We start from the raw sequence: 23,134 nt of genomic DNA, 5'->3' as shown, positions 1-23,134 counted from the left end.
AGGTTCCTGCGAATCGTAAAGCTGTATGATCTTCAGCCCTCCTCATCAGAAGCAGGATGGATAACGTCTTTTCTTGACGGGTGTCGAAACTGACCGGCTGCTAAAATTGAGAGTGTGAAACGGTTGCCACTGAAAGCGAGGTCGTATGAAAAAGAAAACACCTACCGAGGAGGAACCTCTGCAAGACCTTGATGCTGAATCGGGACACGCTGACGTACTTGCCACGCTGCTTCCTCACGAGCTTACGCCACTCGATCGGCTCAGAGGTTCTGTCGAGCGATACGATCGGCCCACCGAGCCCGTCTGGGACGAGTGGTTCGACTCCGACGATGGTGTTTCCGACGATTTCATGCAAGATCGGGAGCAGCCTCCAAAGGGTCACGAGTAATAATGTCCGCATCTATCAGATATGGCGCCAAGGCTCTGGCTGACCGGGGGAGCGGTTGGCACTGAGAGTGAGGTCCTGGAGCCTTCCAGACTGCTAAAATTTCAGGTTCATTACGACGTCTGTGACGAATCGATCGCGCCGAGGTATTTCATAGCCTCATCAAATCCGTCTCTACCTTTCAGCAGCTCCAGAGGCCGTGCTCCCAAGTGACTATTTGGGGTTCGCAGCCAATGACTCATTGCATCAGGATCCACCCCCACTTTGGGTGCCAGCTGTTTGTACAAGTGGGCAAACATCTGAGCTACCTGTCTCTGATTAAACTGGCATCCCGATATGATGCGCTCCACTTCGCCGCCAGTGAGAGTCAACAACTCTGCGTTATGGCGAAGGGTCTCCTCTACGTCTTGCTCCATACTTATCTCCCGGGTTCGTGTCGATGATTTTGAATTGATCTCGACCTCCCCCAGCCTCCAACCCTCATACATTGCCAGCGGCAAGATCGGGAAAAGGCTCCGAAAGAGCGGGAGTAATAATGCCTGCTGCTATCAGATCTCCAGATCTCGCTTTATTATTGCCCGGAAAAGGCGGTCACGTTCAAACGGAATGGGTGGTCACGATGGCGGCGAATACGCTGCCACCACGTCGCGTTCTAAACCTATCGGCTCTGCTTGCTCCCATTCCAGCAACTCAGGGGGCATGGGCGAATCGGGGTCGCATTGAGCAATCAACTCGGCGAGCTTGTACGGCACGTTACCGTCGGACATAAAGTTTGCCTCTATCTGAAAGTTAAGGAGTCAGAAATACCTCAGCTGAAGTCGCCTGCTTCAATTTTGGCTAAAACCTGATAAACCCGCCTACATCCTTCAGGTGTTCCGAGCAGCTTGCTGGGGACTTCTTCTCCAAGCGCCTTGATCGGACTTTCTAACCAGTTCAGCGCAATCTCTCGAGATTCAAATACAGTCTCGGCCATCTGTATTAGCGCCACCGGTGAAATGTCGGGCATGTCAGTTTTTCTTATGGACATAAACCTGTACCTATCTCGAATGACTGCGTTTGTTCGAGAACCTCCGGGGGTTTTACGTGCTATTGGCGAAAAGGGCGAGAACCTCATTCCAGTAATGGTTACTAATACGAAGATCAATCTGCTCTTCATCCGGAGGCTCTCTGGATCGACCAGAACCGTCAACTGACGTTTGCCCATCCAGATCCAGGGTGAAAGCAAAGTTGTCGTCCTGGTAGAACTTCATTGCTTTCGATTTTTGGGTACCCCGAGTCTCCGAATCCGGGACGAATGAAACAACTTTTTCCCCGGGAAGATCTTCTCCGATCCGGCGAGCAAATTCCGCTAAATTTGGTTCAGCCAGCACGTAAAGCCAAGCACTTGTATCGGCCGGATCCGTTGGCTGTCGCCTGAGAATTCGGCCCAGAACCTGCCGGAAATGCAGTTCGGTTCGGATTCGACTGAGGTGACAGCAAACCTGGAGTCTCGGAATGTCAGTGCCTTCGCTGATCATCCCAACCGAGATGATCCAACGGTCAGACGACGTCTTGAAATTGGAGATAATGCGCTGCGCGTCAGGCGTCTGATAGGTGACGATGATTGGATGTTCCCCAGCCATCGCAAGTCGCCTCGCTATTTGTTCAGCGTGTGCCACAGATGCTGCGACAACTAGCCCCCCTGCCAAAGGCGCATGTTTGCGTATGCTCGTCAATCTTGCTGATGCCTCAGAGAGAACCTGGTCAATGACTGCATCTCTGAACAAGAAATCCGTGTAGGTTATGTGCTCATTTTTGAGAGAGTCGCTGATACTGGCGAACGTTTTAAGGCCGAAGTCCGCCGAGCTCAGGCTGATTTCACGATTGTCCGTGAGAACGATTTTTGGTGCCCGGCATACGCCGTCCGAAACAGCTTTTCCCAAACCGTATTCATAGTCGCAGGAAATCTGTCCAGTCGATTTGGTGTACTGAGAGAGAACGATCGGGCTGTCATCGGTTCGCCAGGGAGTGCCGGAGAGCGCCATGGTATAGCTCGCCTTTCCCTGGACCTTATCTATAATGGTCCGCCCCCAACGGTTGCCAATGGGGGAGTTGTCCCAGACGATCCCCGAGCAATGATGTATTTCGTCAAGAACCACCAGGACGCGGTGTTCGCGCAATACCTGCCACAACTCGTCAGGCAGGGTGTCCATGGATTGGTAGGTATAAGATCCCCCTGCCGCTCCGATCTGACCATTGAAGCTCCGTCCAAGAATTTGACTGAACGTTAAAGCCACGCCATGCGCAACAGCGCGAGATGGCGAGAAGCACACAACAAAATCGATCTTGTCATGCTGAAAGAGGGCCTTGGCAACCGATGCCACCATCACTGTTTTACCAGCGCCTGGTGTTGCGTGACAGAGGAAGTGCGACTGGCTCTGAAAGACTGACAGAGCTTTCTCAATGCATTCAACCTGCCATTTACGTAGTTGGATCATGCATTGTGTCCAAGATCTGCCAAGACGGTTTCCACGGCACGTAGCTGGCCCAGCGCCTTTGTACTTCGATCGCGAGACTCAAGATATTGCGTTCTAATCGTTTTTTGAAGAGCCGGGTATTTTTTGAGCAGGCGCTGATACTCCTCTGCCTCGCCGATACTTGTCATCAGCTCGACCTTTCGCTTCGAAAGCTCTTCCTGCAACCCTTTCAATGTCGCTGAATCCATTGAGGACGCGTTTTCCTGTTTTGGTTTCGCAAAAGGGGAGCGTTTGATCTTCAGAGCAATCCCGGAAGGCGCACCTCGATAGATGAATTTGCAGCCTCTGCCTGTTTCTCCGTTGTACCTCTCCAAAAGGCCGATTTTTAGCAGGCGACGAAGTTCCTTGTCGATGTATTTGCGAATCGAGTTGCGATCAAGCTGATTCGGGTCGGATGACTGGGAAACGTATAGATCTCGAAGCGAAGTGGTTGAAAAGGGGTTATTCGCCGGTTCCTTCATGAGCGAAAGCAGGATTGGATCGACGCGAACTTGCTTCATTTCGTTCATGGGAGAGTCCTAATTTGGGCTAAGTGTCGATCGGGTCGATTATCGAAAAATGGGTAGTATATGCCGTGGCTCCATATGCCTCAAGAAACCATAGTCTTGTCTTTTGTGGGGACAAGAAATGGGTTCACCGGTTTGCGAGGCGTTTGGACGGAACCTACGCGCGATTCGAAAAGCAAAAGGGTTCTCCCAGGAGCGCCTTGCCTATGACGCGGGAATCGACAGGAGCTATGTCGGTAAGATCGAGAGGGGGATGGTCAATATTACAATCGAAAAGATCTATGTATTCGCTGAGCTACTTCAATGCTCACCCAAGGATCTGATTCCTGATCTTTAGCGGTTTTCGGATCAATGACAGTTACAAGTGTAGAAGTTGGTTTGTCTGCTAGCGACTTGATTTGGATTGGTATTTGCACCGCAAGTCCGCCCGTCCGGACCTCCGGCTCGGGCTTTTCGCAAACGCAGGGTTTCTGCCCGCAAACCTGACCCATGCCTTCGCCATCATTGCCTCCACCTTTTTCGCAGGTACAGGGGGAGATCCCACAGCGTTCACAAACTTCGGGTGGAAGAGGCTCGCCATCCCATTCCGGGTCGGCAAAGTCGTAGTGGGCTTTCACGAAGTCATAGGCGGTGAAGTAATCCTTACCGTCGTATAATCGCGTCCCGCGACCGATGATCTGTTTGAATTCGATCATGTTGTTAAAGGGCCGCATGAGGACGATGTTACGCACATTACGGGCATCGACGCCTGTGGAAAGCTTGCGCGATGTAGTCAGGATGGTCTTTTCGTTGTCCTGAAAGGTCTTCAGATCCTTTTCACCCGCCGCAGCGTCATTGGCGGTGACTCGCACACAATAGCGTATGTTGGTGGTCCAGCCCCGCCCGTTTCACGGCATATTCATTGATAAAATCCTGCACCATGCCTGCATGCGCCTGTGTGGCACAAAAAACGAGGGTTTTATCTTTAGGTGTGAATGGCGGTGGAAAAACGCGCATATTTGGCTGCGAACGATTTGCCCTCTTGCTACGACCTGCCTCTTTATGCTAGGGGCGAACCAGACGAAGCGGAAAGCCCATAGCGGCCGGAAACTGCAATGCCCGTAGGTGGGGTCCAGGAGGAGTCCCGAGCGCGCGAGGGAAGCTCCTGGAGGCTCCTACGGGCATGCGGATAATTTTAGCCATGGGGTTGTCGCGCGTTGACTCAGTTATGTTCCGCCAAATAAGCGCGGTTTTAGGCCGCCGTTAACATTAGGATTGGATCGGTCCACCAAGCACGGTAATTGTAAACATTGAGGCGAAAATCTTGGGTGAAGGAGGCTGAATTGGCGGTTAAAAGGGAATTTATACAAAAACTTAAATTGTGTAAAGAATGAATATTGATAGAATTTGGTTCGCAGGCCACGTCAAGGCTTGCTCCCAGTCACCCACTCACTCACTCGATTAGGACGTTTCCTGTGCTTTATGCCAGAAGCCGGTCTTGTGGCCGGTGTCTCCCATCTGATCATGCGAGGTGAGAACCATCAGTACTTTCATGCAATCTGTCCTTATGGATCGTGGGATGAGTTCGGATAACTGCCTTATAAAAGCTTAGTGGTGGTGATCGCATCGAAAATCAACCGCAAGCAGTCGTACCTGATGCGCGATAAACCCTTAAACTAAAACCCTATGGTCGTTCGCTACCTATCTGTATAAACTCCGGGAATCCGAGCCTGCGTTTTCACGTTGGCTCTCCAACATCAGGAGGTAGCAGTTGATGGCAATCTGGACTCGCAGCATTCCCACTCTTGAACAAATGGCTGAGGCCAGCAAAAACACCGCCGTGGCCACCATGGGCATTGAGTACGTGGAAATTGGTGATGACTATGTGATCGGGCGTATTCCGGTGGATGAGCGCACGGTGCAGCCGTTCGGCATCCTTCATGGTGGGGCATCAGTGGTGCTGGCGGAAACGCTGGGCAGCATGGCCGCCAACTATTGCCTGCGGAAAGAAAACCAGATTGCGGTGGGGTTGGATATTAACGCCAACCATATTCGCTCGGCTTCCAAAGGCTGGGTCTACGGTACAGCACGCCCTGTCCATATTGGCGGTACGACACAGGTCTGGGAAATACGTCTGGAAAACGAGGAAGGCAAGCTTACCTGTATTTCAAGGCTCACCATGGCCGTCATCGACCGGGGCTGATACCTCCGGGGCCTTGCGGTTGAGTATGCCCTGTTCGATGAAGTCCTTCATCACAATGCCGTAGCTTTCATCCGGTACTTCCCGGGCAATTTTGTAAGGTTGCCCGGCGCTGTCCGGGATGTCTTTCAGCAGGTCCACTTCGCGGAAGGTGGCCAGAGGATGCTTGTTTGCGTCACGTACCAGCAACACCCGGGGCTTGAGTTTGCTGGTGGGGTGTGTGGCTACCACGATACCCACTTCCCCATTGGTCATTTCCACTATCGAGCCGGGCGGGTACACGCCAATCATGCGGATAAACTCCACCGCCAGGTCGGCATCAAACTGGGTGCCCTTGTTGCGGTGGATAATCTGCAGCGCTTCCATCGAGGCCCGGCCCTTGTCGTAAACCCGGGAGCTGGTGATGGCATCGTAGGTGTCCACCAGCCCCACAACCTTGGCAAACAGCGGAATCTGGTGGCCGGCCAGGCCTCGCGGATAGCCATTGCCATCCATTCGTTCGTGATGCGAATAGGCCACATCGACCGCTGAATGGGCGAGGCGGGGCAGGGAAGCCAGAAGATCGCGGCCGAACGTAGTGTGTTTTTTCATCACCGCGAATTCGTCGGGGGTGAGGGCTCCGGGTTTGTTCAGGATCTCATCGTCGATGCTCATCTTGCCCACATCGTGGAGCAGGCCGCACAGGGCCACATTGCGAATCTCTCCTTCCAGCAGCCCCAGGTTTTTGGCAAACGCCGCCGACAATATCGAAACGTTGATGCAGTGCTCGGCGGTGTATTCGTCCTTGTTCTTGATCTTGGTGAGTAGCAGCAGGGCATTGTCGTTTCGCAGCACACTGTCCACGCAGCTATCCACCACCTGGTGGATATGGTTCATTTCCAGTGTGCGACCCAGTCGCAGGCTGGACATGATGTTCTTTGCAGTGGCTTTGGCCTCGGTATAGCTCATTCGTGCCGCAGACATCTCACGGCTGGCGTCTACCTTGTTGACGTAGGTAACCCGGCGCTTGGGAATCGAAGATGAGGTCTGTGAAGTGTCGGAGGGGCTGCTTTTACCGGCCGTTTTTCGGCGGCTCACCGGCGACCGTTCAAAAGGCTCTGGTACAACCTGAACTTTCCCTTCAACAGTGACTTTTTCACACTGCTGCTGAACGGCGAGAACATCTTCTTCAGTCTGGAGGATAAATCCCTGCAGCAGGAAATCGGTGTCTTCCCACGACCGGTCCAGACGAATTACATGCATCCCGATCTGCAACTGGGATACGGGGATCTCCGTCTCTACGATGTCCTCGCGGGCCATGGGCATAATGCACAGTCTCAAAACCGGGAATGGCACTGAACAGGATGCACCCTGGTCAGACTTTGAGCACCACGATTAAAGTATGAGCGAATGCCGCTGCAGTGTATCGCCTGATTTCTAAAATATTGTCAAATGCTGTAACAGGAAGCGACATACTTGTATGTCAAAGTATAGCAGACGTTGGTAGGCATGCTGCTTCGGGTTTTGCGTTTAGGGGATTGAGGACAATGCTATGACTAACGTGAAGAATGGCATTCCACTGTGGTGGCTGGCCATGGCTGCCGCGCTGACGCCGTTGATTACCATTCACACGACCTTTGCAGTGTCGATACTTGAAGGGCATATTTCCTGGTGTATTCCCTACTGGGACAGCTGCACCAGCATCAGCCGCACTGGTCGCTATGGCACCTCCTATTTCATCTTCAAGGGCACCATGTTGCCGGCGGCCATTCTTGGCATTCTGTTCTGGTTCCTGAATGGTCGCTGGCTGTTACAACTGGGTGCCACCAGCCGCGGGCGCCCCTGGATTCCCTGGCTGGGGTTTGTTGCCTGTGTGTCGCTGGCGGCTTACACCCTGGCGCTTGGCCATGAGGGTGACGGCTATAACCTGACGCGCCGCATTGGTGTGGTGTTGTACTTTTCACTGACCTACATTGCCCAATTACTGATCAGTTCGGGCCTGAGAGGACATCCCCGATGGCACCAAAGCGGCAGGCACCTGCTCTGGTTGTGCGAACTGGCACTGGCGGTTGGCATACTTTCGGTTATTCTGACTGCCGTGGTGCCAGGGATTTACAGCCAGATAGACAATGCTTTCGAATGGATACTGGCGTTCCTGATCAACCTGCACGCGATCTGGATTGCGGTATTGTGGAAGCAAAGCCGCTTCCGGGCGCGATTGTGGGCTGAATGATGCAGACAGTCACAGTGATATCAGGCCGCGAACCAGCGCCGCTACACCGGCGATGGCGGCGATACCAAGAATGACCGGGCGCAGGCCGTCAAACGGCATGCGGTTGACCAGTTTTCCGGACAGCCAGAAACCGATCAGCATGCCTGGGAAGGTAACCGCGAACAGCTGCAGTTCCCGTTGCCCGAGATAACCGGAGGTCACCAGGGCGGCAATACTGAAAAAGCTAGCCACCAGGAAAAATGCCGACATATTGGCCCGCACCAACGGGCCTTTCTCGTTCTGGTAGATGAGCGCAATCGGCGGCCCGCCAACAGCTGTTATGGTGCCCATGTAGGTTGAGGCAGCCCCGGCCAGAACACTGTTGCGGGCATTCAGCGCAGGCCGCAATCCGCCTGCGCTCAGCAGCACCCCGATCAGGATCAGAACACCGAAGATCAGTTCAAACCCGGTGGGTGAAATCAGCATCAGCGTGATCCCGGCCAGGACCATGCCGCCAACACCGCCACCAATGGCAAAGCGCACCTCGCGGATTTGCAGCGCGCCCCGGTTTCGGGCCAGCATGAAAACGGTCAGCACCATGGCATTGAGAACCAGCGGCGCTGGCACCAGCAGGGGGCTGACCAGAAACAGCAGAGGTGCCGCCAGTGTGCCAATGCCATAACCCGCCACACCCTGCAAACAGGCGCCAGCCAGCAGGGCTGTATTGGCAAGGATAATCTGCAGCAGGGAAAGGTCAGTCACAATCGGGTTACTCGAACAAGTGAATTGATGAGTGTTGATATCACAGCGGCGGGGCAACTAAAACTGTTAAAATGAACGATTTACCCGGCACGACGGCACGAAAGACACGACAAAGAGGAAAACCAGATGGTTGCAGAGGTCACCACGGATTATTGCCTCGACGGTAGCCGCAGGGAATACAAGGCATATTGCCTGTGAAGCCTGCCAAGCCTGAGGCTGCGAAGGGAGTTGGCTACGGCCTGGCGGCCTACACCATCTGGGGCTCCTTCCCGCTGTACTTTGCCCTTTTTGCAGGGGTGCCTTCCTACGAGGTGCTGATTCACCGTATTGTCTGGTCCTGCGTGTTCCTGGCCATTGTGGTGAGCTTTCTCGGTCGCTGGAAGCCTATCATGGCGGCGCTGGCGCACCCTGAAAAGCTTGGCTTCGTATTCGGGTGCGCCGTGTTTATTGCCCTGAACTGGGGTATCTATATCTATGCCGTGGAAACCCGGCATGTGCTCCAGGCAAGCCTGGGCTATTTCCTCACGCCGCTGGTGAATGTGGGGCTGGGCATGCTGGTGCTGCGGGAGACTATTTCCCGATTGCAGATTGTGGCGGTGGCACTGGCGACCATCGCCATCCTTTACCAGCTTTTCCTGTTGGGTGTGGTGCCCTGGATAACCCTGGTGCTTGCCTTCAGCTTCGGCACTTACGGCCTGCTTCGCAAACAGGTGGAACTGGATGGTCTCTCGGGCCTGTTCGTGGAAACACTGCTTCTGCTACCAGTGGGTCTGCTGGCTCTCGGGTTGCTGGGTGCCGCCGGTGAATCCCACTTCAACGACAGCACAACCACCATGCTGCTACTGATGTCCAGCGGCATTGTTACCGCCATCCCCCTGCTGTTTTTCGCTGGCGCCGCGCGCCGACTACGGCTGGCCACCGTGGGCTTCCTGATGTACATCAATCCCACGCTTCAGTTCTTTATCGCGCTGTTTGTGTTCAATGAACCCATGAGCGGGGAAAAGCTGTTGAGCTTCGCGATGATCTGGGTGGCGCTGGGGCTTTATTCCTGGTCCGCCTGGGTTGGGCGGGAGCGCTCTGCGTAGCTAAGGTCACTGGCTCTCATTGAACAGGTGTTCCTCGATACCTCCAAGGGCCAACAGGTCCTCCCGCACGCGGGTTTTCTCCTCGGCCAGGCTTGAGATCAGGTCGTTCAGGCCAGCCACCGGTTCCAGCATGTCGGGTTCTGTGGCGATGCTGTCTCGAAAAGCCAGCAGCATTTCGATCTGTACATGCAGGTCCTGAAAATCGCCGAACCGTTGCTGGCGGTGTTTTAACGGCCTGAGCATGTCGCGGAACGTCGGTTTGTCCAGTTCGGCCAGGTAGCGTATGCGTTTCAGCTGTTTGCGCAGGGCATGAAAGTTTTCGTCCGGGGACTGGTCATTCAACTGCCGGACCTGGGAGTTGTAGCGGTCCATACGTGTATTCAGCGCTTTCCGGATATCCCCGGTTGCCAGTTTGCGGGTGATTTTTGCCAGATGGCGGGACGTGATCAGTTGATGCCAATCATCCATGTCCCGTTGATACTTCCTGCTGTTCAGTCGCTTGGCGAGTGTCTGGTGTTCAACGTTCGTCAGGTTGGCAAAATGGCTTCGGGCGCCGGAGCTGACCAATGCCGCCTGCGTCTTCTCTTCCAGTAGCCACTGGGCCAGGTCGCCGAGGAACACGTGCAGGTCTCTGAGATGGCTGGTGGCCTGCGCATGTCCTTTCAGTACCTTGACGGCCTTGCGCAGATCGGAGTCGCCACTGATTTCAACAATGGCTTCGGCAATGGCACGGCTGCGGCGGATGGCGATGCGGTACTGATGCAGGAATTCGTCGTCGTAGCCCCGTAGTACGCCCGGTTCCAGATCCCGCATGCGCTGATACTGGCGCAGCAGCGCTTCGGGGATGTGGCGGGCCAAAGGGGGCTCGTCATCAGTACGGACTTTCGTGCGCTTGCGATCGAACTGTTCGTAGCTGACATCTTTTGGCGTCAGGAACTGCTCCAGCCGGCCCTTGTTCCTGGACAGCTTGTGCCAGCGCTTTATCGGCAAGGCAATGTGCATAAAGCTGCACGTGGGAAAGCTTTCCGGCGGATGTTTCAGCAGGTAGCCCGCTAACTCCTCCAGGGCCGGATTGTGGCCAATCAGTGTAATGCTCTCGTCTTCCCGGCCACGCAACCAGTCGATCAGTATCTCGTGGTTGAAGGTATAAAGCACGGGCGCTATGTAAGCCGCTTTGCGAAGGTCCCGCGGTATCAGGCCTTCCAGTGTCTGCCTGGCGCGGATGGCATTGCTGCAGAATACCGGCCCGTCCAGAGCTCCTTCGGCAAGAACCGCTTTACTCATCGGCCCCAGTTGCTTCTGGCCCCGGTTATTGAGCGGGCGCTCGTGGTCGCGAAGGCTGTCATCGGCCCAACTGGATTTGGCGTGGCGAATCAGATAGAGGTGTTTCATCCGTGCCCCTGGCGCAGGCTTTGCGGTGCCTGGCTTGATGGATCCGAAGTTAGGGGTTAGACCTTTGGTCTAACGCTGGCTCAAGTCTTTAACCTGCTGGCCGATACCACTGTAAACAATAAAAGCAAATACATGAATGAGTTGTGACATCGCCGCAGCGTTACACCCCAATCCCTTACACGCTGGTTTTACAAACTGGAACACACCACAGCCTTTAGTTGTGGATAATCGCGTTCAACATTTGATCTTTTACGGAGTAAACCCTGATGACACTGCTGAGCCGGCTCCGCATTCGTTCCCGCCTTTTGCTGGGTGTACTTATTCCCGTACTTATTACGGCGGCAACCCTTGCCTGGATTACAATTGCCCAGATCAAAAACAGCGGTGAGGCTGAACTTGAACGCCTGGAAGCAAGCCTGCTTGAAGGGCGCAAGGAAGGGTTGAAGAACCTGGTGGACACAGCCCGCTCCATCGTTATGGAGGCAAAGAACAACCCGGAATTGTCGGATGCAGAGGCTCAGGAAGCCGCAAGGAACCGTCTGCGTTCGATCACGTTTGAGGGCGGTAACTACATATTTGCCTATGCCCGGGACCTGGAGAACCTCGCCTACGCGCCGGATCCTTCGCGGGAAGGCCCCACTACGAATCCGGATGTACAAAAACTGGTGCGGTCACTGTTCGATGCCGCCGAGGAAGGGGGCTTTTTCGGATATGACTGGCCGAACCCGGAATCCGGCGAGGTGGAACCCAAAGTATCCTATTCCACCATTATTCCGGGCTGGGACTGGATGATTGGCACCGGTGTTTATGTCACCGATGTTGAGAGAGTGGTGGCTGCCGCCCGTGCCGATATTGAAGAAGAGATTGCAAAGACCCTGGGCTTTATTGTTCTGGTAACAGTGGTCGTGGTGATCATTGCACTGCTTATCGGCATCTTTGTCGGCCGTACCGTCACCAATCCGCTGAACAAAGTCATTGCCATGATGAAGGATATTGCCGAGGGGGAAGGGGATCTTCGCCACCGCCTGCCGGATGAAGGCAACGACGAACTTGCGGAACTTGGCCGTCGCTTCAACGCCTTTGTGGTGAAAATCCAGGACACCATTCGTGAAGTGGGGGCCACGACCGACCAGGTGGCATCCGCTGCCGAGGAACTCAGCCGAGTCGCCAATGAAACCCGTGCCTCGGTGCAGGAGCAGGGCTCAGAAACCGACCAGATTGCCTCGGCAATCAATGAAATGGCGGCGACCATCCAGCAGATTTCCGGTAACGCCAACTCGGTGGAAGGTGCCGCTTCCGATGCCGACAGGCTCGCGCGGGACGGTGGGCAGACCATCGCCAACGCCCAGGCGTCGGTAAACCAGTTGTCGGAAGAGATAGAATCAAGCTCTACCCGCATCAGTAACCTGGCGTCGAAAACCGACGAGATTACCCAGGTGCTGGATGTGATCCACGCGGTGACGGACCAGACCAACCTGCTGGCCCTGAACGCCGCCATTGAAGCTGCCCGTGCTGGCGAGCACGGCCGTGGCTTCTCGGTGGTGGCTGACGAAGTGCGGCAGCTGGCAAAACGCAGCGCCGAATCCGCCGACCAGATTCGCGGCATGATTGATGGCTTCGTGACCGAGTCCCGCGCAGCGGTGGAGCGGATGGATGCTTCCCGCACCCGCTCCAGTGAAACCGTTGAGCGTATCAACCATGCCACCGATGCCCTGCGCACCATCGAGAAATCCGTGGGGCACATTCACGATCAGGTTACCCAGATAGCCACCGCCGCAGAGCAGCAAAGCCAGGTGGCCGAGGAGATCAACCAGAACGTGGTGCGTATCGTGGATGCCGCGCAACGCAGCGATACCGGCGTTACCCAGACCAACGAAGCGAGCCACGAGTTGGCACGACTGGGTGAAAGCCTGCGTGAGCTGGTAGGCCAGTTCAAGGTATAGATTCGTTGCTTCTGGCCGGTTGACGATTGGCGTCAGCCGGCCAGCAAGCTATGATGAGGTCGATCTGATCCGACCACTATAAAAAACGGAACCTGACCTAATTATGACTATACATAAAACTTTCATGACCGCCCTGGCCCTGGCGTTGTCCTTTGCGTCCACGTCTCTGGCAGCCCAGGAAACCTACACTATCCGCCTGGCTGAAACCTGGGGGCCCAATTCCCCGATTCTGGGCGAAACACCCCGCAACATGGCCGCCATGGCAGAGAAAATGTCCGGTGGCCGCCTGCAGTTCCGGATTGATTCCTCCAACAAGCACAAGGCGCCGTTTGGCATCTTCGATATGGTGAAGGCTGGCCAGTATGACATGGGGCACACCGCGTCCTATTACTACAAGGGCTCGATTCCCAATGCCATGTACTTCACCACCGTGCCTTTCGGGATGCTCGCGCAAGAGCAATACGCCTGGTTTTACTACGGCGATGGCATGGAATTGATGGAAAAGGTGTATCGGCCCCATGGACTGCTGTCGTTTCCGGGCGGTAACACCGGCAACCAGATGGGTGGCTGGTTCCGTGAGGAAATCGAAAGTGTCGAAGACCTCCAGGGCCTGAAAATGCGTACGCCCGGGTTTGCCGGCGAAGTGATGTCCGAGGTGGGTGTCGCCGTCACCAATATTCCTCCTGGTGAGCTGTACAGCGCATTGGAAAGGGGCACGATTGACGCCCTGGAGTGGGTAGGCCCGGCACTGGATTTCCAGATGGGTTTCCACCAGATCGCAAAATACTACTACTCGGGTTGGCAGGAGCCGGGCGCGGAAGTGCAATTCCTGATCAATAAGGAAACCTGGGATAAGCTGCCCGAAGAACTGCAGGAAATCCTGCGGGTTTCCATGCGCACTGCCGCCTACGACATGTATATCCAGAGCACGCACGCAAGTGGCGTGGCCTGGGATCGCATGAAGGAGGATTATCCGGACGTAACCCACAAGACCTTCCCGCCGGAGGTCATTGACGCCCTGCGAGAGGCTACCGAAAAGCTGCTGGCGGAAGAGGCGAAGAAGGACGAGTTGGCCAGGGAAATTATCACTTCACAGCAGGAGTACCTGGAACAGGTCCGGCAGTGGACGAACATCTCCGACAAGGCCTACCTCAACAGCGTTTCGGGTGAATGAAAGAGACGCTACTCTCCCTGAAGAACGTCTCCAAGGCGTTCGACGGCAAAACCGTGCTGGACTCGCTGGACCTGGATATCCTGGACGGCGAGTTCATCACGCTGCTTGGCCCGTCCGGTTGTGGTAAGACCACACTGCTGCGGCTGATAGCGGGCTTCGAGCAGCCGGACATCGGGTCGGTGATCCTTTCCGGCCACGACATTACCCATGCCGCCCCTGAGCATCGCCCGCTCAACACCGTGTTCCAGAACTACGCGCTGTTTCCCCATATGTCGGTGTACGACAACGTCGCCTATGGCCTGAAAATGGAGAAGCGGCCGAAGGATGAAATACGCCAGCGGGTGGATGAGGTATTGGCAATGGTGCAATTGCAGGAATTCGCAAGCCGCAAGCCGCACCAGTTGTCCGGTGGACAACAGCAACGGGTGGCTATTGCCCGTGCGGTGGTCAAACGCCCGCAACTGTTGTTGCTGGATGAGCCTCTGTCTGCCCTGGACTACAAGCTGCGCCGTACCATGCAGGCGGAACTGAAGCGCCTGCAGAGGGAACTGGGCATTACCTTCGTGTTTGTCACCCACGACCAGGAAGAAGCCTTGTCCATGTCGGACCGGGTGGTGGTGCTGAAAGACGGTGAGGTTCAGCAACTGGGCACGCCCCGGGAAATCTATGAACGGCCTGCCAACCTCTTTACAGCGCGATTCGTGGGCGAGGCCAACCTGTTCCCCGGCTATCTGGCTTCTGTTGATGAAAGCGCCATCACCTTGGATATCCTGAGCCTGCGCCGTACGCTGCAGAAACCGACGTTCGCGGTGCGCAAGGGTGAACAGGTCAACGTGCTGCTGCGCCCGGAGGATATTCGTGTGTTGGCGCCGGAGGACGAGCAGGGCCTGGCCGGCAAGATCGTTGAAAGAAACTACAAGGGCAGCACACTGGATTCGGTGATTCACCTTGAGGATGGCACCGAGGTGCTGGCCAGCGAATTCTTTGACGAAGACGATCCGGCCTTCGATTACAGGCTGGGAGAGGCAGTACGGGTCAGTTGGGTGGATGGCTGGGAGTGGTTGCTGCCGGTGGAGCTGGAACCGGTGAACGAAGAGGCAGAAGGGCTGGCCACGGATGCATAGGGTGTTACAGCAGCCCTTCAAAACCGCCGTACTGGTTCTGGTCTGGGGCTGGTTGCTGCTCCTGGTACTCATCCCCAACCTGCTGGTGGTAGGTGCCAGCGTCATGACCCGGGATCCGGGCACCTTTCTTTCGTTGCCGCTGAATCTGGACAGTTACCGGCAACTGTTTGATCCGTTGTACCTGGATGTCTTCCTCAACTCCCTCTATATGGCGGGCATGACCACCTTTTTCTGCCTGTTGATCGGCTATCCTTTTGCCTGGGCCCTGTCCGGCCTGGGCAAACAGCGCCAGACTCTGCTGATATTCTTGCTGATCGTGCCGTTCTGGACCAATTCCCTGGTGCGTACCTACGCACTGAAGCTGCTTTTAGCCACCAACGGGCTGATCAACAACGCGCTGATGGCCGTGGGGCTTATCGACGAGCCGTTGAAAATGCTCTACACCGAAGGCGCGGTGATTATCGGGCTGGTGTACCTGCTGCTGCCGTTCATGATCCTGCCGCTGTACTCGGTTTTTGAGGATCTCAGGCAGGAACTGTTGATGGCCTCGCACGATCTGGGAGCGGGTAAACTTTCAACTTTCCTGCATGTCACAGTACCCCTGACTCTGCCGGGTGTACTGGCTGGCGTGATGCTGGTATTGCTGCCAGCCATGGGCCTGTTCTTTGTGGCGGACATACTGGGTGGCGCCCGTAACCTGCTTGTGGGCAACGTTATCAAGAACCAGTTCCTGGATGCCCGGGACTGGCCCTTCGGTGCTGCTGCGAGCATCCTGTTGACGGTAGCAATGGCCGTATTGCTGTTCGCCCACAGGCTCAGCCAGCGGCGGCTGGGGGAGGAGGCGCAAACGTGAGCCGCTGGTTGCCGAAAACTTACCTCACTCTGGTGTATGTCTTGCTCTACCTGCCCATCCTGGTGCTGGTGGTGTTTTCCTTTAACAATTCCCGCACCGGCTACCGGTGGGGCGGGCTTAGTCTTCAATGGTACGAGTCACTGTTCAACAACCACGCCATGGTGCAGGCCATGTGGAATTCCCTGTGGCTGGCCCTGTCGGCCGCCACGGTGTCGACCATCATCGGTGCGTTGACGGCCCTGGCCCTTCACCGGTATCGGTTTCGTGGCAAGCGCATGCTGCGAGGCATGCTGTTTGTGGTGATGATGTCGCCGGAGATCGTGCTGGCTATCTCGCTGCTGGCGCTGTTCCTGCTGGTGGGTCTGCAACTGGGGTTTGTCTCCCTGCTGTTGGCCCACGTAACCTTTTGCCTGCCGTTCGTGGTGATAACCGTAATGGCAAGGCTGAGCGGGTTCGATGAAAGCCTGCCCGAAGCGGCGCGGGATCTGGGGGCCAGTGATTTTACCATGACCCGCACGGTACTGATCCCCGTTATCATGCCAGCCTTGCTGGCCGGTTGGCTGCTGGGTTTTACCCTGTCCCTGGATGACGTGGTGGTCAGCACGTTTGTCAGTGGCCCCAGCTATGAAATTCTGCCGCTGCGCATCTATTCTATGGTGCGTGTGGGCCTGAAACCCGAAGTGAATGCCCTGGGCACCCTGTTACTGATATTTTCCCTGACGATGTTGATGCTGTCCCAATGGATACTGACAAGGAGCAAACGATGAAAAGACTGGCGCTGGCAGGCCTGGTGGCCGCGACCCTGACCGGTTGCGGTTCCCGGGAAGAACCGCAGGTACTGAACCTGTATAACTGGTCCGAATACATGCCTCAGGAAGTACTGGACCGCTTCGAGGAAGAAACCGGTATCCAGGTGGTCTACACCACCTACGACAGCAATGAGGCCATGTACGCGCGGTTGAAACTGCTCGATGAAAGCGGCCAGTACGATCTGGCGCTGCCTTCCACCTACTACGTCAACAAGATGCGGGAAGAGGGCCTGCTGGAGAAGATTGATCGCAGCAAAATAGAAGGCTTCGAAAAGCTGGACCCGGAACTGACCAACCTGGATATCGACCCCGACAACGAATACAGCGTTCCCTACCTCTGGGGCACCACCGGCCTTGCCTACGATGCCAGCGACGTCGATGGCGATGAAGTGAAGGCCTGGGCGGACCTGTGGGATGAAGAATATGAGGGCCGCGTGATGCTCACCAACGACATGCGCGAAGTATTCCACATCGGTTTGCGGGTGCTCGGTTATTCCGGCAACAGCACCAACCCGGACGAGATTGAGGAAGCCTACGAAAAACTGACCGAACTGATGCCGTCGGTGCGTACTTTCAACTCGGACGCGCCAAGGATGCCCTACTTGGAAGGTGAAACCGATATCGGCATGATCTGGAACGGTGAAGCGGTGATGGGCGAGGAAGACATGCCCTCGCTGGAGTACGTCTATCCTGAAGAGGGCACCATTGTCTGGCTGGATAGCTTCGTGATTCCCAAGAATGCCGAGAATGCAGACGCCGCCCACCAGTTCATCAGCTTCGTCATGAAACCGGAAATTTCCGCACTGATCAGTGAAGACATCGGCTATGCCACACCCAACCTGGCGGCCCGCGAATTGTTGAGCGATGAAGTGGCCAACGACCGCACCAGCTACCCGACACCGGAAGATCTCACCAACGCCGAATTCCAGGAAGACGTGGGTGATGACGCCATGCAGGTGTACACCAGATACTGGGAAATGCTGAAGTCCGGGCAGTAATCACTCCCCGGAGAAAATCGCCCCGGTTTCAGATTTCCGGGGCGATAAAATCCGGTGCAATGCCGGACTGTGCAATGCAGTCCGGTATGTCCATGCCCTGCAGTGATCCCTCGGCGGTGACCAGCAGGGTTTTCATACCGGCATTCTGCCCGCCCAGAATATCCGTGTGCAGGGTGTCCCCTACCATCAGTATCTGTTCCGGTGGTACCTCAACAAAGCGCTCCAACACCGCCCGAAAAGCCGGGGCGTAGGGCTTGCCATAAAACTCTGGCATAACGCCACTGGCTTCCCGCGCCTGGTGCGCGAAAAACCCGGGCTCCAGGGTCAGGCAGTCACCACGGGGTGCCACCAGGTCCGGATTGGCGATTTCCAGGGGTCTTGGCCGTTCGCTCAGGCTGGCTTCAAGAGCCGACTGCATCTCTTCGTTCCAGCCTTCACTGCTCAGCATGACCAGGCCGTCGTAGGCGTCCAGTTCCCGTTTCAGCTGCCCGTTGACCGGTGGCCGGACGGGATGCCAGTGGATAGGCAGCGTGCCGGGCTCCGATTGCTCCGGGGCAATCACGCCCCAGTTACCTTCCCGCACTCTGCCGTTGAGGGATTGTTCCAGAAGCCATCGGCTTGAGATCAGTTGATCGGGTGTGATGTCGAACCCCATGCGCCGGTATTTGTCCACCAGTCTGGGCTGGCTGGCGGTGGCGGCATTGGAGAGAATCTGAACCTGTTTGCCCATCCGCTGCAATGCCCGGAACCGCTCAATGGCCCCGGGAAAGGCCCTGGGGCCCGCGTTGAGCACACCAAAGGCGTCAAACACAAAGACCTGGAACTGATCGGCCAATGGCGCCAGATTATCCAACGCTTGCGGTCGAGGTTGTTGTTCCGCTGGTAAACCATCCGGCAGCCAGCGCCGGATTCGTTCGTATTGCCGGAAGGCCCAGGTAGGGGTGGGGATAACGCCTTTATAAGATGTCGGATGGGTATCAGTCATCTGCCTAGAGTACCGCCTGGCATACCCTCGCGGAAACCCGCGCCGATGCCACCACCGCGTTGGTGCAGTAAAAGCTTGTATTTGTCGTGCCCTTGAGAGAGTTTAGTGGCACGGGTGTTCTATAATGCAACTACTGTATTCCAAAGCGACAGGCACAGTTACTGTATGCAGATGCTGTACCCCTCAAAGGCAGGAAGCCTGATCTTCCTTATTGTGCTGAGCTTTTTGGTCTCGCCCGCAGCTTTGGCAGCAGTTGACCTGGAAGAAGGCTGGGAGTACCGCTGGGGTGATTCGCCGTTAACAGACGATGGTGTTCCCCGATGGATTTTTGCTGGGGAGCCCGAGCAATGGCAGGCGATTGGTTTTCCCTCCAACCCACCGGGCCGGGACGGGCGTGAGCACGTGTGGTATCGGGTTACCCTGCCTGAAAGGGAGTGGCGGGACCCGGTACTGTATATCTTTAGCGTGGACCTGATTGTCCAGGTCTGGCTGGATGGTGAAACTATCTACCAGTACGGCACCTTCGATGATGTGGGGCGGGGCCGGTTCGAAGGCTGGCCATGGCATGCCATCCCGTTGCCGGAAGGGTTCGGGGGTAAACAGGCTTATTTCCGGGTTTTCTCCGATTACACCGATATCGGCCTTTGGGGCGAGGTGGCCATCATGGAACGCCCTGAGCTCACCATGTTCATACTGAAAAACTCCCTGGAAGCACTGGTTATTTCGGGGTTCTCGGCGCTGATAGCGCTGCTTACCCTCATTTTTGCGCTGCTGCAGACCGATAAAAAGAGTTTTGCCAGCATCGCCCTGTTTTCTCTGTCTTCGGCGCTGATGCTGCTGGCTGACAGCCAGGCCAGTCAATTGCTCTGGAATGTGCCGCTGCTGTGGGATTATCTGGCCGCGGGTTCCTACTACATGTTGCCGGTGGCCATGGCCTTGTTGCTGGAGCAGTGGTTCGCGGATCATCGTCCCTGGCTGATCAATCTGGTCTGGAAAATACATCTGGTCTACGCAGTGTCGGCCATCGGTCTTGCCTTGACCGGTTTGGTGAATCTTTCCTCAACCTTCCCGGTGTTTGATGCGATGCTGCTCGTCTCGCTGACCGCCGTCTTCATTGTGGTGACAAGGCGTTTCCGTCATCTGCAGATCGAGCAACAGGTGATACTCGCGGCCTATGGGGTGTTCTGTTCTCTGTTGGTCCTGGACATGGCGGTTGCTCATGGTGTCCTTCCCTGGTGGCGGGTACCGGTCAGTTGGGGCACGTTGATTTTCTCGCTGGCGGTTGTGTTGATTTCATTGTGGCACTACGCCCGCACACAGCAGGCGCTGCATCGCCTGAACCTTTCCCTGGAGCAACAGGTTGCCGAAAGGACCGAGAAGGCCGAGGCGCTGGCCCGCCGTGAACAGGCCAGGGTTCGCCTGTTGACGTTTGAAAACGAGAAAACCCGGGTTCTGAATGACATCATTGCCGAACTGCAGGACTGCATCAGCCTGAACCAGACGTTCCACGTGCTGTCGCGCCGGCTGCCTGATCTTTGTAGCCCTTTGAGAGGCACACTCTATAAGCGGGTGGATGACGGCCAGGCCTACGAGTTATTGACCCGTTGGGGATACGCGGGGGAGCCTGAGTCTCCACCCTATATAGAGACCCCCAACGGTCCGCCGCCACACAGTCAGGTACCAGCCCGTTACAGTGAAGCAGCGGATCAGTCCTGGTCGGAATGGCAGGAGGGCGTGGACGGTTCGCTGTGCCTGTGGATTAACCTGCAGTCCGCAACCGAGGGGCAGGTGACCATGGCCCTGCTGTTCGTGGAAGTGCCGGAAGAATTTGCCGCCGACGGCACGGATTATGGGGCCGCCCGGCTGTTTCAGGCGCTCAGTCAGGGCGTGCAGAAAATTGGTATAGCGCTCTCAAGCATCAGCCTGCGCGAAGATTTGCAGAAGTATTCCTATGAAGACGCGCTGACCGGCCTGAAGAACCGCCGCTATTTCGATCAGCTATTGGAGCACGAGTCCGCCGTTGCCCTGCGCAGTGACCAACCCCTGTCTTTGCTGATTGTGGATATCGACCACTTCAAGCGGTTCAATGATACCCACGGACACGAAGCCGGAGACTCCGCCCTCAAAGCCGTGGCGAATATGCTGGCACGGCATTTCCGCGACAGCGATGTGGTATGCCGGTTCGGCGGCGAGGAGTTCGTCATCATCATGGCTGGCTCCAGTGCCAAAGCCGCCTACGACAAGGCAAGCGAACTCGCCCGTGCGGTTCGCGCCATGCCTGTGGAACATGGGGGCTTTGGTTTGGGAAACGTCACCATATCGGTGGGTGTGTCCAGTTGGCCCGAATGCAGCGACTCCCCGGACAGCCTGTTGGGCCTGGCCGACCGGGCACTCTACCGGGCCAAGGAAGCGGGCCGGGATCGGGTCGAGATTTCCTGATGTGCGGGCAGCGCTAGACTACCAATACCGGGCACTTGGCACGGGAAGCCACCCGATGGGAAACGCTGCCGAGCAATATGCCCTCTTTATCGCTGTGTGTGCCCCGGGTACCGACCACAATCAGGTCTGCCTCCTTGTCCTGAGCAAACTTGACGATAACACTGGAGGGGCGCCCGGCCTTGACGAACCCCCGGACTTTCACCGCACCCTTTTCCTTTGCCATTTCCTTGGCATGGTTGACGATTTCCTTGGCGTATTCCGACAACACTTTGTCAGGGATATCCATACTATCGGGTCGACCAATCGAAAGAGACGCCTCGAACAGACTGTGATGCTTATACACACAAATCAGATAGATCTCGGTATCCATGAGCTGCTGCAGTTCAATAGCTTTGTCCAGGGCCTTGAAGGAGGACTTGGAGCCATCAACGGCCACCAGGATCTTTTTGAACATGTTCTTCTCCCTGAAATTGGTCTCTACAGCCCTCAGCGGAACGCCACATCACGCAGGAACAGCGCAATTTGCGGGAAGGCGATAATCAGCCCCGCCGCTGCCACCAGCATAAAGACAAACGGTGGTGTACCGCGGATTACCTCCCAGTACGGGCGCTTGAAGATGGCTATGGCGGTGAATATGTCACACCCGAAGGGCGGTGTTGCCGAGCCTATGGCCACCTGAAGTGTAATCAGTACCCCGACAAGAACCGGGTCCAGGCCCGTGGCTTCAATCGCCGGTGCAAAGATCGGCGTCAGCACCAGGATCACTACGATCGGATCCACAAACATGCAGGCAACGAAGAAGGCGACACAGATAGCAATCAGCACGCCAACGGGGCCGGCCTCATTGACGCCCACAGCCTCGAGTATGGTTTGCGGAATCTGTGCGAAGGAGATAATCCACGAAAAGCCGTTTCCGACAGCAACCAGTATGAAAACCACAGCGGTGATCAGGCCAGTGGACTTGGCAATGCGATAGACGTCTGGCAATTTCAGTGACCGGAAAACCGCGAATTCGAGCAGGAATGCGTACAGCACGCACACAGCCGCTGCTTCTGTGGGGCTGAAAATGCCGCCATAGATACCGCCCACGATGATAACCGGAAAGAACAGCGGCCATAGTGCTTCACGGACGGCGACCCCCCGCTCTCTCCAGCCGGCCCTTTCCTCGGTGGGAACCTTCTTGACGTAAGCATAGATCAGGCAGTAAATCGAAAACATGACCAGAATCATGATGCCGGGACCAATACCGGCAATAAACAGCTCGGCAATGGAAGTCTCGGAGATAACCCCGTAAATAATGAAGCCGATACTGGGGGGGATCAGAAACGCAATATCACTGGAATTGATGATCAGCGCCAGTGAAAACGAATCGGAATAGCCCGCTTTGAGTAGTTTTGGCCTCAGGGGAGAGCCAACAGCCACAACAGTGGCCTGGGTGGAACCGGAAACCGCACCGAAGAGCGTACAGGACGTCGCCGTACTGATGGCAAGTCCGCCCTTTATGTGTCCGATGAACGCCATCACCATATGGATCAGACGGTCGGCGGACTGGCCGCGGGTCATGATATCCGCCGCGAGAATGAACATGGGTACGGCAATGAGTGAGGCAGGGCGGATACCTCCCATCATTTGCTGAATAAAGGTGCCCATCTGGCCAAAGCCGTCAAACATCATTACAAAGCCGACCACCGCACCGGTAATCAGCGGAACCATCATCGGGAAGCCCAGCAGCAAGAGCCCGATCATGATCACCATCATTATAGTTGCCATGATTATCTATCCTTTGTTATCCC

General features: G+C 56.0%; 23 protein-coding genes and 1 pseudogene. 11 read left to right on the top strand and 13 right to left on the bottom strand.

Annotated features, from left to right (window positions below; translation table 11 throughout):
* Positions 1-498: 498 nt before the first annotated feature.
* The 5 genes from NLU14_RS23115 to NLU14_RS11320 form a co-directional block, all read right to left on the bottom strand.
* Entirely contained in the window at positions 499-627 is a 129-nt protein-coding gene (locus NLU14_RS23115) for an MbcA/ParS/Xre antitoxin family protein (protein ID WP_420845062.1), read from the bottom strand.
* A gap of 372 nt (positions 628-999) precedes the next feature.
* Positions 1,000-1,152, bottom strand: coding sequence for an AbrB/MazE/SpoVT family DNA-binding domain-containing protein (locus NLU14_RS11335; RefSeq protein ID WP_275706507.1), 153 nt, complete (start codon positions 1,150-1,152; stop codon positions 1,000-1,002).
* 41 nt (positions 1,153-1,193) lie between these two features.
* Positions 1,194-1,391: an MbcA/ParS/Xre antitoxin family protein gene (locus NLU14_RS11330; RefSeq protein WP_275706506.1), complete on the bottom strand. Its 198-nt coding sequence runs from the start codon at positions 1,389-1,391 to the stop codon at positions 1,194-1,196.
* Between the two features lie 73 nt (positions 1,392-1,464).
* Positions 1,465-2,862, bottom strand: a complete 1,398-nt coding sequence (locus tag NLU14_RS11325; protein WP_275706504.1) for a DEAD/DEAH box helicase — start codon at positions 2,860-2,862, stop codon at positions 1,465-1,467.
* Entirely contained in the window at positions 2,859-3,410 is a 552-nt protein-coding gene (locus NLU14_RS11320; RefSeq protein WP_275706502.1) for a hypothetical protein, read from the bottom strand. The genes NLU14_RS11325 and NLU14_RS11320 overlap by 4 nt, the downstream gene beginning before the upstream one ends.
* A 118-nt stretch (positions 3,411-3,528) precedes the next feature.
* Here NLU14_RS11320 and NLU14_RS11315 point away from each other — a divergent pair, with 118 nt between their 5' ends.
* Positions 3,529-3,744 (top strand): helix-turn-helix domain-containing protein, encoded by a 216-nt coding sequence (locus NLU14_RS11315; RefSeq protein WP_275706499.1) that lies wholly within the window; start codon positions 3,529-3,531, stop codon positions 3,742-3,744.
* On the opposite strand, the gene NLU14_RS11310 is transcribed toward NLU14_RS11315, so the two are convergent.
* The gene (locus NLU14_RS11310) at positions 3,671-4,258 is read right to left on the bottom strand and encodes a helicase-related protein (RefSeq protein WP_275706497.1); all 588 of its coding nucleotides are present in this window, start codon (positions 4,256-4,258) and stop codon (positions 3,671-3,673) included. The genes NLU14_RS11315 and NLU14_RS11310 overlap by 74 nt on opposite strands.
* A gap of 613 nt (positions 4,259-4,871) precedes the next feature.
* Positions 4,872-4,940, bottom strand: a pseudogene (locus tag NLU14_RS11305) (type 1 glutamine amidotransferase domain-containing protein); the annotation flags it as partial.
* Positions 4,941-5,160: 220 nt separating this feature from the next.
* Between NLU14_RS11305 and NLU14_RS11300 the strand changes: the two are divergent.
* Positions 5,161-5,589, top strand: a complete 429-nt coding sequence (locus tag NLU14_RS11300) for a hotdog fold thioesterase (protein ID WP_275706496.1) — start codon at positions 5,161-5,163, stop codon at positions 5,587-5,589.
* Here NLU14_RS11300 and NLU14_RS11295 read toward each other — a convergent pair.
* Positions 5,554-6,891: a cyclic di-GMP phosphodiesterase gene (locus NLU14_RS11295; RefSeq protein ID WP_275706494.1), complete on the bottom strand. Its 1,338-nt coding sequence runs from the start codon at positions 6,889-6,891 to the stop codon at positions 5,554-5,556. The two genes, NLU14_RS11300 and NLU14_RS11295, sit on opposite strands and share 36 nt — an antisense overlap.
* A gap of 226 nt (positions 6,892-7,117) precedes the next feature.
* On the opposite strand from NLU14_RS11295, the gene NLU14_RS11290 reads away from it, so the two are divergent.
* Positions 7,118-7,798 carry a hypothetical protein gene (locus NLU14_RS11290; protein ID WP_275706492.1) on the top strand — a complete coding sequence of 227 codons (681 nt, stop codon included), beginning with the start codon at positions 7,118-7,120 and terminating at the stop codon, positions 7,796-7,798.
* Positions 7,799-7,807: 9 nt separating this feature from the next.
* Here the strand turns inward: NLU14_RS11290 and NLU14_RS11285 are convergent, their stop codons facing one another.
* Positions 7,808-8,539, bottom strand: coding sequence for a sulfite exporter TauE/SafE family protein (locus tag NLU14_RS11285; protein WP_275706490.1), 732 nt, complete (start codon positions 8,537-8,539; stop codon positions 7,808-7,810).
* 194 nt (positions 8,540-8,733) lie between these two features.
* On the opposite strand from NLU14_RS11285, the gene rarD reads away from it, so the two are divergent.
* Positions 8,734-9,624: an EamA family transporter RarD gene (rarD, locus tag NLU14_RS11280; protein ID WP_275706488.1), complete on the top strand. Its 891-nt coding sequence runs from the start codon at positions 8,734-8,736 to the stop codon at positions 9,622-9,624.
* A gap of 6 nt (positions 9,625-9,630) precedes the next feature.
* Here rarD and NLU14_RS11275 read toward each other — a convergent pair whose 3' ends face one another.
* Entirely contained in the window at positions 9,631-11,016 is a 1,386-nt protein-coding gene (locus NLU14_RS11275; protein WP_275706486.1) for a CHAD domain-containing protein, read from the bottom strand.
* Positions 11,017-11,282: 266 nt separating this feature from the next.
* Here NLU14_RS11275 and NLU14_RS11270 point away from each other — a divergent pair, with 266 nt between their 5' ends.
* The 6 genes from NLU14_RS11270 (at position 11,283) to NLU14_RS11245 (ending at position 17,917) form a co-directional block, all read left to right on the top strand.
* A complete protein-coding gene (locus NLU14_RS11270; protein WP_275706484.1) occupies positions 11,283-12,959 on the top strand; it encodes a methyl-accepting chemotaxis protein in 1,677 nt (558 codons plus the stop codon).
* A 103-nt stretch (positions 12,960-13,062) separates the two neighbouring features.
* The gene (locus tag NLU14_RS11265; protein ID WP_275706482.1) at positions 13,063-14,133 is read left to right on the top strand and encodes a TRAP transporter substrate-binding protein; all 1,071 of its coding nucleotides are present in this window, start codon (positions 13,063-13,065) and stop codon (positions 14,131-14,133) included.
* The gene (potA, locus tag NLU14_RS11260; RefSeq protein ID WP_275706480.1) at positions 14,130-15,257 is read left to right on the top strand and encodes a spermidine/putrescine ABC transporter ATP-binding protein PotA; all 1,128 of its coding nucleotides are present in this window, start codon (positions 14,130-14,132) and stop codon (positions 15,255-15,257) included. Before NLU14_RS11265 ends, potA begins: the two co-directional genes overlap by 4 nt.
* Positions 15,250-16,110: a spermidine/putrescine ABC transporter permease PotB gene (potB, locus tag NLU14_RS11255; protein ID WP_275706478.1), complete on the top strand. Its 861-nt coding sequence runs from the start codon at positions 15,250-15,252 to the stop codon at positions 16,108-16,110. Before potA ends, potB begins: the two co-directional genes overlap by 8 nt.
* Positions 16,107-16,877: a spermidine/putrescine ABC transporter permease PotC gene (potC, locus tag NLU14_RS11250; RefSeq protein ID WP_275706476.1), complete on the top strand. Its 771-nt coding sequence runs from the start codon at positions 16,107-16,109 to the stop codon at positions 16,875-16,877. The genes potB and potC overlap by 4 nt, the downstream gene beginning before the upstream one ends.
* The gene (locus tag NLU14_RS11245) at positions 16,874-17,917 is read left to right on the top strand and encodes an ABC transporter substrate-binding protein (RefSeq protein ID WP_275706474.1); all 1,044 of its coding nucleotides are present in this window, start codon (positions 16,874-16,876) and stop codon (positions 17,915-17,917) included. The genes potC and NLU14_RS11245 overlap by 4 nt, the downstream gene beginning before the upstream one ends.
* A 28-nt stretch (positions 17,918-17,945) precedes the next feature.
* Here NLU14_RS11245 and NLU14_RS11240 read toward each other — a convergent pair whose 3' ends face one another.
* Positions 17,946-18,902 (bottom strand): HAD-IIA family hydrolase, encoded by a 957-nt coding sequence (locus NLU14_RS11240; RefSeq protein WP_275706472.1) that lies wholly within the window; start codon positions 18,900-18,902, stop codon positions 17,946-17,948.
* Between the two features lie 165 nt (positions 18,903-19,067).
* Here NLU14_RS11240 and NLU14_RS11235 point away from each other — a divergent pair, with 165 nt between their 5' ends.
* Positions 19,068-21,341, top strand: coding sequence for a sensor domain-containing diguanylate cyclase (locus NLU14_RS11235; protein ID WP_275706470.1), 2,274 nt, complete (start codon positions 19,068-19,070; stop codon positions 21,339-21,341).
* Positions 21,342-21,354: 13 nt separating this feature from the next.
* On the opposite strand, the gene NLU14_RS11230 is transcribed toward NLU14_RS11235, so the two are convergent.
* Together NLU14_RS11230 and NLU14_RS11225 are read right to left on the bottom strand one after the other, a co-directional pair.
* Entirely contained in the window at positions 21,355-21,795 is a 441-nt protein-coding gene (locus NLU14_RS11230; protein WP_275706467.1) for a universal stress protein, read from the bottom strand.
* 32 nt (positions 21,796-21,827) lie between these two features.
* A complete protein-coding gene (locus NLU14_RS11225; RefSeq protein WP_275706465.1) occupies positions 21,828-23,111 on the bottom strand; it encodes a TRAP transporter large permease in 1,284 nt (427 codons plus the stop codon).
* Positions 23,112-23,134 lie beyond the last annotated feature (23 nt).

The organism is Marinobacter iranensis (genome assembly GCF_029207565.1).
Taxonomy (GTDB): Bacteria; Pseudomonadota; Gammaproteobacteria; order Pseudomonadales; family Oleiphilaceae; genus Marinobacter; species Marinobacter iranensis.
Note: the sequence above shows the minus strand (reverse complement) of the source record. Positions and strands in the feature narration are given on the sequence as shown.